The organism is Paenibacillus sp. FSL H7-0357, from assembly GCF_000758525.1.
In the GTDB taxonomy this organism is placed as follows: domain Bacteria; phylum Bacillota; class Bacilli; order Paenibacillales; family Paenibacillaceae; genus Paenibacillus_AQ.
On record NZ_CP009241.1, the window covers coordinates 4,395,730 to 4,409,302 of the forward strand.

Consider the following 13,573-nt stretch of genomic DNA (forward strand, 5'->3'; position numbering starts at 1 on the left):
ACTTCCCCCTTTTATCATTACAATTATACATAAAGCAGCTTCGATTAGCAGGTTTAAAAATTCAGCAACCAGAGTAGGAGATTCACATTATATGAAACAACATTTGCAGCACATCCATCCCTTAGCCTGGACCATTATTATCGGGACAATGTTCGGACGCCTGGTTACCTCCATGAGCATTCCCTTCTTATCCATCTATCTCACCCAGGTGCTTGGCGCTTCCGCGACACAGACTGGTTTCACGGTAGCTGTCAGCTCACTGGCTGGCGTCCTGATCAGTTTCTATGGAGGTTATATCTCCGATGTTATCGGGCGTAAAATCGTAATGCTGGTCTCGGTCTTCGGCTGGGCCTGTGTATTCTTCGGCTTCTCTGCCGCCCAGCATTTATGGGTATTCTTCCTGGTTAATACGCTAAACGGCCTATGTCGTGCCGTATTTGAACCTACTTCTCGCGCCTTACTGTCGGATATTACCCCACCGGACCATAAACTGCTCGTGTTCAATTTAAGATACGCCGCCGTCAATCTGGGTGTTGTTTTTGGTCCGATTATTGGCCTGCAGCTGGGCTCTGCAAAATCGACCTTCCCGTTTCTGATTGCCGGAATTGTGTATATTGCTTATGGGCTTGTGCTGTTTATGCAGTTCCGCATCCATCATTCCACACTTCCGCAGCGTTCCGAAGTCCGTGCTCCGAAGCTGCGCGAAGCACTGGCAACGACCACCCGGGACCGGGTATTCCTGCCCGTACTGCTGGGTACAATCTTCTGTGTGCTGGGATATGGGCATTTCAGCTCCACACTGGCCCAGTATTTAGCAATGAATACCCATTTCACGAACGGAGGACAGGTATTCTCCTATATGCTGTCCCTTAATGCCGTAACCGTACTGGTGGTCCAGTACCCGATTGTCCGCACGGCAAGCCGTTTCTCGCCGATTGTCCCTCTGATTCTCGGGAATCTTTGCGTAGCGCTGAGCCTGCTGCTGTTCGGAATTGCCGGTGGAGTGGCACTGCTGATGTTCAGTGTCGTATTGTTCACCATAGGCGAGGTACTGCTCTTTACGATGATGGACATGCTCATTGACCGGATTGCCAAACCGGAATGGAAAGGTACGTATTTCGGAACCATAGGCTTTAATAATCTCGGCAATGTAATGGCTCCTATTCTGGGGGGACTGCTGCTGGATCAATTCGGCGCCGCGAATGGACCGGCTGTCTTTGTACCCCTGGCCTTAACCACCGCCTTGGGGCTGCCTTTCCTCATTACCGCCCACAAACGACTTAAGATCAGAGAAACGGGCGCTGGTGATGTAAACGTATAGAAATCAAAAACCCGGATAAGCTTAGAAGCTTGTCCGGGTTTACTAATGGTGAACATTGTACACGCAGAGTGAAATTTGTTCGTTTAATCACACATTAAAGACATACTTTGAAAATAGCCCCCAGTAATCGTAATCATATTCTTGCGGATAGCTTATCAAATGTTTTGAACGATAAATCCAAGTTTTAAGCTCCTCTGTTTTTGCACCTTTTTCAACTTTGTCCAATAATGAAGTTAGATCAGCTATATCACTTTCTATCTCTGATGCAACAATGTCACCTGTAAAAACGTAAAGACTGCTTAGAAAAAAGGTTTTTTTCTGGCATTTATCATCATCAATAAAACTACATATCATGGGTATATTTTCAACATTATTAACCGCTAACTCCCAGTCTTGGCTTGGAATCTGCTCATCACAATATGCCCATATCTTAATTTCCTCTTGAGTCGGGTTCCACGCATGTTGAATATCTCTGAACAAAATCCAATCTCCTCCAACTATAGTTAACATAATATAATTTATGTAACCTTACTCTTATAAACTTTCTTTCTGGTATACAATGTCATCCGGTTCAAGAGTTCCGTTCTCATAAGCATACCTCATCAACACATTTCCAATGAACATCCCGGGGGAAATCTGGATAGACAGTTCAGCCATAAGAACATGATCCTGAATAAAGTATCTGACAATGTTCCCGACAACCGGTTGATCAAACCATATACCTGCATCACTTTCATTGAACTTAAAAGGATAATCCTTGCCTGAAACTGAGATCGTGTACTCCCGCTCGCCGTTTCCCTTTTGCAGCACAGAGGAAATTTTATTTCTTACGCTGTCTTTAGGATCGGAAACCGGAATCTCTGTGAAATCAGCAGTCAATACATGAACCTCCGATTCACGCACACCTGTACCAGTGGATATCGTAAGTACAACAGCAATTTCATCTCCCTCTACGCCGTTCAAATCACTGAGGATGACCTTCGGATAAAAAGAGGGGTTAGAGGTATTGCTCCATTCATAATCTCTGGACTCATTATCGAGCTGAACTGTCAACGGGGAGTAGCCGCTCTCCGGCTTACTGACCCCGTACACAGCGATTTTCTGAGCTTTATCTTCCGTCAAAAGAACCTTATGATCACCCGCACTATTATTCTGCTCCGCATTCCGGGACTTGTCCGTTGTACATCCGCTAAGTAAAATAACCCCTGCTGCTATAGCGTTAGCAATCTTGTTCACATCACTCCTCCTCGCATTGACCCCAATAGGATTGATAAAACGTCAATGCTTAAATTATCGCATAAGCCTTTGAGTATATTGTGTAATTTTAGTTGCAAATCATTTAAATTCCAGTAACTATTTGCAGAGCTTGATCATAGGTACTTATGCTGCAAAGCAGTTACTTTCTCCTTAATGTACTCTCTAAGTAGAAACGGCTCAAGAATTTCGGTATCGGTGAGCAGCGCCAGCGCCTTCAGACAGGCATTCTCATAGCTGTACATATTTACGGTCAACACAAGAATTCCCTCCTCTTCACCCTTATGCATAACCTCAAGCCTGTTCACAAGTTCCTGCTTACCCTTTTCTATGCGAAGGACTACCGGATAGTGTTCTTCAGCCCTCCGGCTTTGTTTAAAGCGCTCCTCCCCGCTGCTCCAATACTTCTCCAAAGAAAACTCCGCCGGGATTCCATATTCTTCTTCCAGTAATTGTACCGCTTCGAACCGCTCGCATTTAAAGGTGCGCATCCCCTCTGCCTCCTCGCAATAAGCGACCAGATACCAAGCCCCTTGTTTGACTACGAGGCCGTAGGGCAGCAGTAACCGGGAAGAAATGTCGTTATTGACCTTTCGGTATTGAACGCTAATCTTTTGTGATTTCCACAGTGCAGCACGCAGAGTCTCCAGACACGGCACCGCATTCTGTTCCGTCCACCAAGGGGTATCATCGAAATAAAAGACATTTTGGGCTTTGCGGATATCCTCCTGATAAGCGGCTGGCAAGGACTTTTCCAGCTTTAATAACGCGTTCCTCAACTTGAGGCCCGATTCGCTGTTCCTTCCTGATTGAAAGCCCATTCCCGTTAAATAGAGCTGAATCATCTCGTCCCCGTGCAACTGCCGCAGGTTGACCGTGTAGCCCTCCATTAGCGAAATCCCGCCACTCGGCCCAGGTGCAGATACCATGGGAATTCCAGCCTCCGCCAGAACGTCTATGTCTCTATAAATGGATCGTACCGAGGTTTCTAGTGCGGCCGCCAAGTCACTTGCTTTCATTTTCCCCCTGGATTCTACCAGTAACAATATCCCAATCAAGCGATGCAAGCGCATATATTCCCTCCTATCCTACCCACGAAATTAATAGGGTTTTGAAGCTTCTCGAATTCTTGCCACTCTGTTGTCAACAATAGCAGTGTACTATGAAATATATCAGAGAGAAGGAGCTGCTGCAAATGAATATTGGCATATTAGGAACAGGTTTCGGAGCATATCATGCCGCCATATTAAAGAAACTGGATAGTGTTGAACGGGTTGTCATCTTCGGGAGGAACGAAGACAAGCTGCATAAGCTGAAGGAAGAGCTTGGCGTTGAGATCACATCGTCTATAGAGGACATTATGCAAGATTCCGGACTGGATATCATTGATATCTGTCTACCTTCTCCACTACATAAGAAATACACTCTAGAGGCACTGAAAGCCGGCAAACATGTATTTTGTGAAACTCCGGTTGTGCTAAGCTTAGAAGATGCGACGGCAATGAGAGAGGCTGAGCTTCAATACGGGAAAAGAATTCTCGTCAATCAGTTCATCAAATTTGATCCGGCCTATCAATATCTGTATGAATCCGCACGACTGGAGAAGTATGGCAAGCTGCTGCATGTGTCTGTCAAAAGAGAAACCCCACCACTTTGGGGGAATCTGGGGCTTGGCACCCTCCCTACAAATCTGATGATCCATGAGCTGGATTTCATCACCTGGCTGCTGGGTTCAACTGCTCCCTCCTCCGCATGGGGAACAAATAGCGGCAAGGAGGAACAAGCGCTGGTCCATGTATCCTTTGAGGAATCCGGGGTCTCAGCGGAAGTTACCGTTTCTTCGCTTATGCCTGATTCTTACCCCTTTACAGTTGGATATGAGGCTTACTTTGAGCAGGCGAAGCTGGTCTTTCATGAAAGTGATGACATGCAGGGAAACATCGATACTGCATTGTATGAATACAGCAAGGCCGGCAAGCAAGAGATCGTTCTGGAGAAACAAGATCCATACAAGCAAAGTCTCCAGCATGCGATTCACTGTTTACAAAACGGATCGGAATCCGTCCTTTCGCTGAATCAAGCACTCCAGTCCATGGAAATAGCGCTTGATCTGAAGCAGCGGTTAACCGGCTCTACAGACTAAGCACGAAATCAGGGAATTAAAATGTTATTGATTGGAGCTGTGCCCCGTTCTTTTTCCTGGGTTTAGTATGCAAGTTCGGTGTGTGTAAGGTATGCTCTGGAGTATCAAGGGAACGGTGTAGTAAAGGGGTTTCTATTGTGAATTTTTCATATGTTGAAATATTATCTATAAATTCAAGTATCAGACTGGGCTAAATAAAAGAAACAGCGGCAGCCATGGACGAAATAAAGTCCTAGACTGCCGCTGTTTCTTTGAGCTAACGTATCCCTTTAGCTGAATGACCTGTCTGAGATCGGAATAAAATGCTGCCAACGACACAAATATCAAAATAGATAGACTCCGCCTCTACCGGAAATTTTCTACACGCTCATGCAGAAAGGCATCTAACGTGCGTGGCTCTCTGCCGAGCAAGCGTTTCACAGTGTCATTTGGACTTTCTGGCACCACCGTAGACATGGTTTGAATTTCCACAACGTGGTTCGCGAGCCAAGGAGGCATATGCCCGTGCTCGATAAGATTACGAAGTAGTACTTGGGGTTCCATGTTGATGTAACTTATCGGCCGATTAAGCAGGGCGGATAGTTGACTCGCGATCTGGGGATAACTGAAAATCTCCGAACCAGTAAGCGTATATATTTGGCCTGATACCTCGCGGTTGGTTAGAACTTCTGCGGCAACATCTGCGATATCGCGACAGTCAATGAAGTTACACGGTGAATCGCCCATGGAGCCGAAAAATACATTTTGGGTTGTGATCGTTGGTGCAAGGCGTAATAAGTTTTGCATGAACGCATAAGGGCGCAACACGGTGTGGGTGAGACCCGATTCCCTCAGCGTTTTCTCGATTTCTTGATGCCAGCCCGCCACTGCCACTGGAGAGCTCTGCTCAAAGGCAGGGCTGGATATTTTTACGATGTGTTTGATTCCAGATTCGGCGGCAATCTGAATGATTGAAGTTTCCAATTCGATTTGTCTTGGACTATTGGACATGGCAAGGAAGAGCTGGCTAGCACCTGTAAACGCGCGGCGCAGCGATTCGGGGTCAGAAGCCTCCGCCAATGCGACCTCGATAGTCGATCGGCCTTTTTCTCCGATCTGATCACGCAACTTCTCTGGCTCTCTGCTCAGCGCCCTGACAGGTACGCCATGATCAACCAAACGTTCCAAAAGTGCACTGCCTATCGTACCTGTTGCTCCCATAATAACTATCATTGTTTTCTTCTCCTTTTGGACGAAAAATTAGTTGTGACCGCAAGACGCCACCGCCATGTCACTATCGTGCTTGCTATGAATCCAGACAACGGGAAATCGATCCAGACACGATCGGCCCAGGCCAAGTGATTGCTCGGAATCATAATTTCTAGTGAAACAGATGTCACCCATGCGGCGTATAGGCCAAATGAGGACCCGGCCAATGCGAACACTCCTACCACAACCAAGTGAGGTGCACCGATAACCCATCGCATTTGGCCCACCCGGCTGCTCAACAAAAGGCCAATCATCAAGGCCATCAAGGCCGATGCACCTCCGATTGTGGTCAATGCCCCAATTTGAAGTCCCCTATTGGCAGTAACCAATCCCCCGATACCTGCCATGATGGCAGGAGCAGCATAGGCCATTACAACTTCACGCCATAGTACAAAAGTCTTTTTCTTGGAACCAACAGCTTTGATGCCGTAAACATCATCTGTCTGATTCCCGTATTTCATCTGGTTCATTTAGTTGCTCCCTTCTTCTTTGAAATAGTTCAACGATTGCTTTCAGTGAGACATAATTAGGTTCCTAACTATATAAGAGTAAAAATAGGCTAGCATCACTAGCCCATTTTACTCATTACTGATATTTCCTTTTGGTTTCGAGCCTAGTTCGCCCGTAAGTGCTGAGATGCCTTGTGTAACTCGGCCTAGCAAGTCGAGAAATACGCTGCGCTCCTCGATATTAAGTAAGCCCACCATTGCTTCCAGCCGAGCGAAATGCTCAGGAGCCATTTCACGGAGCTTCTTCGCTCCTTCTTCCGTCAAAATGACCGATCTCTGACGGCCATCGTCTGAGCTTGATCGCCGAGCTACTAGGCCATCTCGTTCAAGAATGTCGATAAGACCAGTCACTGTAGCACGTGTAACGCCTAGATGCTCCGCTAATTGCGAAGGCAACTCTTCTCCTTCGTTGTCTTCAAGATCTGCCAATAAACGATATCGCCCTGTTGATAAACCGAATCTAGAGAAATGAATCTCCGAGGCATGCCCAAGCTTGGCTCCCGCTGCCATTAGCCTAGACGCGACGAGTATAGCCTGTGCGTCTATGTCTAGGTTATAGCGGTCAATCTGACGCTTGGATTGTACAAGCGATGGAATAGCGTCAATGTCATTTGTTATTTTATTATTGTTGTTCATACATGTAGTATGGCACCTAATTACTTTTGTGTCAACACATTTTAATAACACATCAACCGTTAATCCAATACAACACTGTTTACAGTATAACGATAAAATAGAAAAGAGCTGCTAAGACAAAACGGTATAGCGCAAACCATTCCAATCGAAGTCGTTTAATCAGTTTGATGAACGTCACTACTGCAATCATTGCCACAATAAAGGATGTCATAAAGCCAATTAACATTAGAAAGAAATCGTCAGAATTCAGCAAATCGCGACTATCGTACAAATCCAGCAAGCTTGCACCAAACATTACAGGCACGGAAATAAGGAACGTGAAATCTGCAGCGGCTTTTTGGCTAGTGCCAAGCAAAAGGCCACCTGAAATCGTCGAACCTGATCTCGAAAATCCCGGCCACAAAGCCAAACACTGGAACAGGCCAATCCCGAAAGCCTGTTTATAATTAATCCCATCAATCGTATCAGCGGTTTCAGTTCTCCTACTCCTTGCTGCAATGATCATCAACACACCACCCACAACTAGACCGATCAAGACAGGGGTTGGGCCGAATAATTTGCTTTTTATTGTATCCTTGAAGAGAAGATATAGGATTAATGCTGGTAACATAGCCAAAATCATATGAATGACATTTAATCCTTTACTTTTAGAAAAATCCATTCTAATCATATTAGCCCCAATCTTCAAATACCTCCTCCAATAAAGAATTAGAACTGCCATCACTGCACCCAACTGTATAACAATTTTAAATGTTATTGCCGCGTCTCCCTCAAAGCTAAGCAAATTGCCTGCTAAAATAAGATGTCCAGTAGACGATACCGGTAAAAATTCAGTTAAGCCCTCAATTATGCCGAGTATGATTGCTTTAATTACATCACTCATCAGTGGAAAGCCCCCTTTCGAAAATAAGCTCATATAACAATTTCCAGTATAAGGGGGGTCATGTCTATATTCCCATCGCTTAATATAACAATATTCAATTTAGTATGACATAATTGTCACATTGCTCATATTCTCTATTGAATAAGTGATCTTTAAACAAAGACGACTAGTTAACATAGTAATGATTATGTTAACTAGTCGTCTACCTCTTCTTTTAAGAGTCAATTCATCGCATGAGCAAAGCTCGTTATCCTGTCCAAAGCTAACCCTGTATTGCCCTTTTCCTTTCCTTTGGCGATCCGGAGGATTAATTTGTCCGTTGCAGACATTTTATCGGTATAAATCTCATCTCCGAATACTTCCTTCACAAGGGCTTTGCTGTACAATTCCTCAGGAAAAGCAAGTCTGAGCTCTTGCTCCGCCTGCTCTCCCTTCAAACCTGCGCAAATGAACAGCCCGAGACGTTTGCTCTTTAACATCTCCTTATTATCTCGGGAAAATTGGGCCATTTCCTTGCGAATTTTCCCGTAATAGACGGAACCGCCTAAAATAATATTGTCATACGCAGTAAGCGGTGGAACTTTGACGTACTTAAGATTGATCGCTTCCACTTCGCCCCGCAGCTGGGATTTCAAGAGATAGGCTGCCTTCTCTGTACACCCGTATTTAGTGGCATACAAAATCAATGTCCTCATTATACCCGCTCCTTGTCAGCTTTCAGAATGGGAATTATCCTGATGCTATCGTTAGCATCGCCTGCAAATGACGTGAAATCAAGGCTTCCTTCTGTTCCTCCGGGGGATTCTCTACAGTCAGTCTGATAATCAACCCGAAGGCTGCGCTCCAGATAACTTGGGCTGTCAGCTCCAGTTCACGCTCACTTTGTGACGCCAAGCCCTTGAACCTGCGGAGTGTTGCGCACAGCATGCCGATTGCATTCCGTTCCTGTAAAGCCCCCATATGCAGCACCGCAGTATGTCTGAGGACTGCCGCAGAATCATTAAGCATTACATTGCGGTATTGTGTCCCTTCCTCTATAGCCATGCGAATAAATTGCGACAACGAGCGGCTCAACGCCTCCTCCGGTAATAATTCTTCACTGTTATGTGCCGTGGCAGCGTTCAGGTTCTGAAGCAGATTGCGGTACCCTTGCTCCAGCAATTGCCCGATGATATCCTCTTTCCCCTCAAAATAGTGATAAATGATCCCCGGTGAATACTCCATACTTTCAGCTATTTTGCGGATCGACAGCTTCTGTATTCCATTCTCGGCCACTAATTGGCCTGCCGTTTCCAGAATCAGTGTCCGCATGGCTTCCCGCTCACGCTCTTGCCGGCCTTCTTTGCTCATGGTGACTCCCTTCAAACTACTACAATAATCCGTTTTTTAAACAATGTAATGTTATTAAACAATGTTCAATACGCAACTCAAATATACATCTGTACAACTCGTATTGTCAACATGCATGAAGCGTTTGAAAGGATCAGCAGCGGTGCATATAATGAAATAGGCTATCTTTACACCGGCTATAAAACAACCGATGCCAAGCTAGCCCATGTACTGCTCTATGAGATAATCCGCTCCAATACACTACATCATCACCCCCGTTATCAGCAAATTTACGCCGATTACGATTACACAAGCACTCGCATGATCTATAAAGTATGAATCACATCTCTTACTCAAACTATAGAGGATAATGATGTTTCAGACTAATCTCCTTATGAAATAGATGTTTAATTATCGTACCTTTTTTTCCAATCGTCAGACCATTCCTTAAAGGTTAGACCTGTGACTTCTTCAAGCGTCATTCCGTCCAGCGAATAGGCGCTTCCCATCAGCAACTCGCCTTCTTTAAGCGGGAACGAAGTCCCGCCAATCACTTCTCCATCTGCCATCAGGATGTTAACATTGGTGGTATGCGTCAGATATATTTTTTCGAGCGGATGATTAGATACGGTGAACTTATAAATGGTTATTTTTTTTCCTACATAATCATCGGGAGAAACGGCTTGAACACCCCACATCTGCTGATAAGGGGTCGATTCCGGACTTCCATACAACAGCTTTTTGGTCAACGTGTATTCAAAAGCCTCGTCTTCTGTGGAGATGATCTTATAGCCTTGCGCCTTAACATAGTCATGTGCAGTTTGTTCATCCCCTGCAAGTTCTTTACTGCAGCCCATTAGAATCAGTAACATAAAGCCGATCCATATGCCAAAATATCTGCGTGTTCTCATTTCTCCCCTCCATTCTTCAGATCAAGCAGATGCTGGAGTTGCCATTCACGTTCTTTGGCCGTGTTGCTAATTCTATCTGCGGGGTAAGAGCTGTAGGTTATAGCTTTGGCAGCGTAGGTTGCTGCGTGAACAGCGTGTCCGGCTACATGAGCGGAGGCTGCGGCCTGGCCTGCAGAACGGGCTGCGGCGCATGCAGCATCCCCTTCGGTTTCACGGGCCGCAGCATGAGCGGCAAAAGCGGCTGTACGTGCTTCACTCATCGTTAACTCACCGCGCAACCAGGAACGCCCGGCCTCAACAGCTTCCCGAAGACGCTTGTCATCCGGGTGCCTCTCTTCAAAAAACGGGAGTACCCGCTCAGCGCAATCAACAGCCCATAAGACAAGTGTTTTGTGCTCAACTTTATTTTGAAGATCACTAATCGTTTTCCCCTTGTCGGTATCAATAAATTTCACGTTCCCCATTTTGGAACCTCCTTGAATGGATGTTAAGTTAACATAATATTATATATGTCAACCAACAGTTGAAGCCTAAAGTATAGGATGTTCGGAAACAGATCATTCCACGTAGCTGGATTCTATCCAATCCACATTATATACCGAGAAAAAAGACGCGCCGGATTCTGACGGCACGTCTACATATACTCTATCATGGAGCCGTCATCTTGTGCTGGCATGAGTAAATTAGGTATGCCCCTTTTGCTACCTGTGCTAGTCGATGTCTTCGATCTTCCATTCTCCCTGCTTGCCCGGCAGCAAAACAATCGTGAATCCCCGGTCGGCAATATATCCTTCATCATCCATCAGGTAATAATCCACTTGAAAGCCAGCCCATTTCTCGTTTTTAAAGGGAATCCACTATTGCCTACATCCGGTATCTGTACAAAGACACCGGGTACAATTGGAGCTTTTTTCTCCATATATTGCAGATCTTTAAGTATGTTAACAAATACCGGAAGCAGATGCTCACGCTGTTCTGCCATAGTATGGATCTCAGCGATGTAGCGCTTTCCCTTCGCCTCAACGGAAAATACATCAACTGTCGCATTCCCAGTCCTGTAATTGCCCATATATTCCTTATACCTCAGCAACCCCGCGTCACTGTTTGTTAGACTCAGCTTGGCTTCTTCGGCAAAGAGAGAAATAAAGTTCTGCTCATCCGCAGTCCCCCAGGCCGTTACCCCACCGGCTTCAAAACGTTTCATCGTTTCCGGCATCAACACTCCAAGCGGCAAGGTCCGATGGGCGGAAAAATCAGCCGAGACTTCTTCCCCTTCAATGATGTAAGACCTACCACCGCCACTATATTCCGGAACGTCAGCCTGCATTAGTGCGATGGACCTGTCAGCAGGCTGATCTGTGGCTTGTACAATAGCCCTTCTGTCCTTAACAGCTGCCGTTGGCGAGGGTTCAGAAGTTGAGGATACTCCGGTCTGAACCGCTTCTTGCGCTGCATCAGAAGGCACATTCGCAAGCTTGTCATTATCATTGTTACAACCCGTAAATAACGCAGACGATAGCGCAATACAGACGACCCATAATTTTTGTTTCAATTTATTTTTTAATCCTATTAATACTTAATGTACTGAAGTACTGACTTGGGTTACCTTGCTTTGGATTAAAGCGCTCTTTAAATTCTCCATGCGTATAGCTGCCGATCACACGGTGCCAAAAGTTGCGGGCAGGCGTATTGGCGCGGATCTGCGACACCTTCCAGTCACCCGGAAACATATCAAACAAACGGTGGGCTGCCCATGTGCCTACACCGCTGCGGCGGTATTTCTGCATCACAAAAAATTCAGTCATGTAGTACTGCCCTTCCAGGTTGCGAAGCAGACGGTCCACCAGTGCGAATCCGGCAATATGCCCATCCACCGTAAACAAATAAGCGAATTTATTGTTGCCGCTGTTCCAGTAGGCTTCAAGCCCGGGATACTCCGGAAATCCGCCATCACGGTCTACCTCAAGATCCAGGTAACGGGTAAAGTCATACAGATAGAATTGCATGAGTCTGCTGATCGTCTGCTTTTGCTCCTTGGGAACCAGTTCGATTCCAAGCTCCATTAGGTTCACCTCTGCCATTCGCGTTTACTTCACATCATATAACTTTGTCACTTCTGGAGCAAGCCGCCTGCCTCTCATTCCCGGTGCAGCACAAAACATGATAAGATAGATTAGACCGCAACACTTCCGAGGGCCAAGTGGATATTCCGCTAATCCCGAACAATCCCTATGAAAAAAGCTTGCGTCATGCTCTCCAGTGTCTGCAGAATGGAACAGATTCAACTCTTTCCTTACAACATGTGCTGAAATACTTGGAGAAGGCGTCCATGCTGACGGATCAGCTTACAGCTCTCATGCATACTTAAATGGAAGTACATCGCGATTGAATCCGTTGACTTTTGCCGCCCGTTATGTGATTTCATCCTTTTTCCTGGTGATTGTGATTAGGTAAAGATATGTGTTGTAGGTGGGCGAATGGGCTAGATGGAGCATTAGGTTTTGATTTTTTTATTGTGAATTTTTCATATAATGAATTTTTATAGTTAAGTGGAAAAAGGGGAGTTATTCGTTGATGCCGACGGTCGTGATTTATCTCTTTTAGACAGAATCGGAAGGTTGTTACCATAATTATTATTATGTTAACTTATGAGGGCTATTTAGAGGAATGGAATTCGTTACCTTCCCAAAATCAATACAGCGGCAGCACTTTAAGCAGAAACCTACACACCCTTATATTTGAACAGAATCATCTGTTCTTGCTGCCGCTCTTTTGCTCTTTCATCGCATCCGTATGATACTCCTTGCCATTGGCTTGCTTCCCCTCAACTCCGGGACATTGTAAGCACGAATTTCTCTAGCTTATCCACCGATAATCCAGCTTCAGCTTCGTGCCCCTTCCCCTTGACCATGCGCAGAATCCATCTGTCCAATGTTGATATTTTCTCCGGATCAATCTCATCACCCAGGATCTCCTTGGCGAGTGCCTTGTTGTACAAAACCTCAGAATAAGCTTGCTTCAGTTCCTCCTCCGCCTTCTCCCCTGTCATTCCTGCACAGACGAAAAATCCTAGCCGCTTGTTTAACAGCTCCTGCTGATATTTGGACGTAAACAACGCCATTTCCTTGCGGATTTTGCCAAAGTAGATGGAGCTGCCCAGAATTACCGTGTCATATGAAGCCAGAGCCGGCACTTTGGCATATTTTAGATTCATAACCTCAGCCTCTCCAAGCCTGGATTTCAAAAGCATTGCGGCCTTCTCTATACATCCATATTTACTGGCATACATAATCAATGTTCTATTCCTCATAATATCCGCCCCTATTCTATGGGTAATGA

16 protein-coding genes are annotated in these 13,573 nt (G+C 45.6%); 2 read left to right on the top strand and 14 right to left on the bottom strand.

Going from position 1 to position 13,573, the window contains the following annotated elements; genetic code table 11:
* The first annotated feature begins 91 nt into the window (after nucleotides 1–91).
* A complete protein-coding gene (locus H70357_RS19055; RefSeq protein ID WP_038592772.1) occupies nucleotides 92–1,321 on the top strand; it encodes an MDR family MFS transporter in 1,230 nt (409 codons plus the stop codon).
* Nucleotides 1,322–1,408: 87 nt separating this feature from the next.
* On the opposite strand, the gene H70357_RS19060 is transcribed toward H70357_RS19055, so the two are convergent.
* The 3 genes from H70357_RS19060 to H70357_RS19070 all read right to left on the bottom strand — a co-directional run bounded on the left by H70357_RS19060 (nucleotide 1,409) and on the right by H70357_RS19070 (nucleotide 3,648).
* On the bottom strand, nucleotides 1,409–1,801 hold the full coding sequence (locus H70357_RS19060; protein ID WP_038592775.1) for a hypothetical protein: 393 nt from the start codon (nucleotides 1,799–1,801) through the stop codon (nucleotides 1,409–1,411).
* Nucleotides 1,802–1,855: 54 nt separating this feature from the next.
* Complete coding sequence (locus H70357_RS19065) at nucleotides 1,856–2,557, bottom strand: hypothetical protein (RefSeq protein WP_038592778.1); 702 nt, start codon at nucleotides 2,555–2,557, stop codon at nucleotides 1,856–1,858.
* Between the two features lie 134 nt (nucleotides 2,558–2,691).
* A complete protein-coding gene (locus H70357_RS19070) occupies nucleotides 2,692–3,648 on the bottom strand; it encodes a helix-turn-helix transcriptional regulator (RefSeq protein ID WP_038592781.1) in 957 nt (318 codons plus the stop codon).
* A gap of 122 nt (nucleotides 3,649–3,770) precedes the next feature.
* Here H70357_RS19070 and H70357_RS19075 point away from each other — a divergent pair, with 122 nt between their 5' ends.
* Nucleotides 3,771–4,718, top strand: a complete 948-nt coding sequence (locus H70357_RS19075) for a Gfo/Idh/MocA family protein (protein WP_038599953.1) — start codon at nucleotides 3,771–3,773, stop codon at nucleotides 4,716–4,718.
* 345 nt (nucleotides 4,719–5,063) lie between these two features.
* Here H70357_RS19075 and H70357_RS19080 read toward each other — a convergent pair whose 3' ends face one another.
* The 11 genes from H70357_RS19080 to H70357_RS19130 all read right to left on the bottom strand — a co-directional run bounded on the left by H70357_RS19080 (nucleotide 5,064) and on the right by H70357_RS19130 (nucleotide 13,544).
* Nucleotides 5,064–5,930, bottom strand: coding sequence for an SDR family oxidoreductase (locus H70357_RS19080; RefSeq protein WP_038592784.1), 867 nt, complete (start codon nucleotides 5,928–5,930; stop codon nucleotides 5,064–5,066).
* Nucleotides 5,927–6,436, bottom strand: coding sequence for a hypothetical protein (locus H70357_RS19085; protein WP_197073600.1), 510 nt, complete (start codon nucleotides 6,434–6,436; stop codon nucleotides 5,927–5,929). Before H70357_RS19085 ends, H70357_RS19080 begins: the two co-directional genes overlap by 4 nt.
* Before the next feature lie 108 nt (nucleotides 6,437–6,544).
* A complete protein-coding gene (locus H70357_RS19090; protein WP_038592786.1) occupies nucleotides 6,545–7,111 on the bottom strand; it encodes a MarR family winged helix-turn-helix transcriptional regulator in 567 nt (188 codons plus the stop codon).
* Between the two features lie 79 nt (nucleotides 7,112–7,190).
* A complete protein-coding gene (locus H70357_RS19095) occupies nucleotides 7,191–7,994 on the bottom strand; it encodes an undecaprenyl-diphosphate phosphatase (RefSeq protein ID WP_038592788.1) in 804 nt (267 codons plus the stop codon).
* A 221-nt stretch (nucleotides 7,995–8,215) separates the two neighbouring features.
* The gene (locus tag H70357_RS19100) at nucleotides 8,216–8,689 is read right to left on the bottom strand and encodes a flavodoxin domain-containing protein (protein WP_038592790.1); all 474 of its coding nucleotides are present in this window, start codon (nucleotides 8,687–8,689) and stop codon (nucleotides 8,216–8,218) included.
* A gap of 34 nt (nucleotides 8,690–8,723) precedes the next feature.
* Nucleotides 8,724–9,344, bottom strand: coding sequence for a TetR/AcrR family transcriptional regulator (locus tag H70357_RS19105; protein WP_038592792.1), 621 nt, complete (start codon nucleotides 9,342–9,344; stop codon nucleotides 8,724–8,726).
* A 386-nt stretch (nucleotides 9,345–9,730) separates the two neighbouring features.
* Complete coding sequence (locus H70357_RS19110) at nucleotides 9,731–10,234, bottom strand: hypothetical protein (RefSeq protein ID WP_038592794.1); 504 nt, start codon at nucleotides 10,232–10,234, stop codon at nucleotides 9,731–9,733.
* Complete coding sequence (locus H70357_RS19115; protein WP_156130892.1) at nucleotides 10,231–10,698, bottom strand: putative immunity protein; 468 nt, start codon at nucleotides 10,696–10,698, stop codon at nucleotides 10,231–10,233. The genes H70357_RS19110 and H70357_RS19115 overlap by 4 nt, the downstream gene beginning before the upstream one ends.
* Before the next feature lie 338 nt (nucleotides 10,699–11,036).
* Nucleotides 11,037–11,786, bottom strand: coding sequence for a hypothetical protein (locus tag H70357_RS19120; protein ID WP_038592797.1), 750 nt, complete (start codon nucleotides 11,784–11,786; stop codon nucleotides 11,037–11,039).
* A gap of 1 nt (nucleotide 11,787) precedes the next feature.
* The gene (locus H70357_RS19125; protein ID WP_038592800.1) at nucleotides 11,788–12,315 is read right to left on the bottom strand and encodes a GNAT family N-acetyltransferase; all 528 of its coding nucleotides are present in this window, start codon (nucleotides 12,313–12,315) and stop codon (nucleotides 11,788–11,790) included.
* 743 nt (nucleotides 12,316–13,058) lie between these two features.
* Entirely contained in the window at nucleotides 13,059–13,544 is a 486-nt protein-coding gene (locus H70357_RS19130; protein WP_081965854.1) for a flavodoxin domain-containing protein, read from the bottom strand.
* Nucleotides 13,545–13,573: the final 29 nt, after the last annotated feature.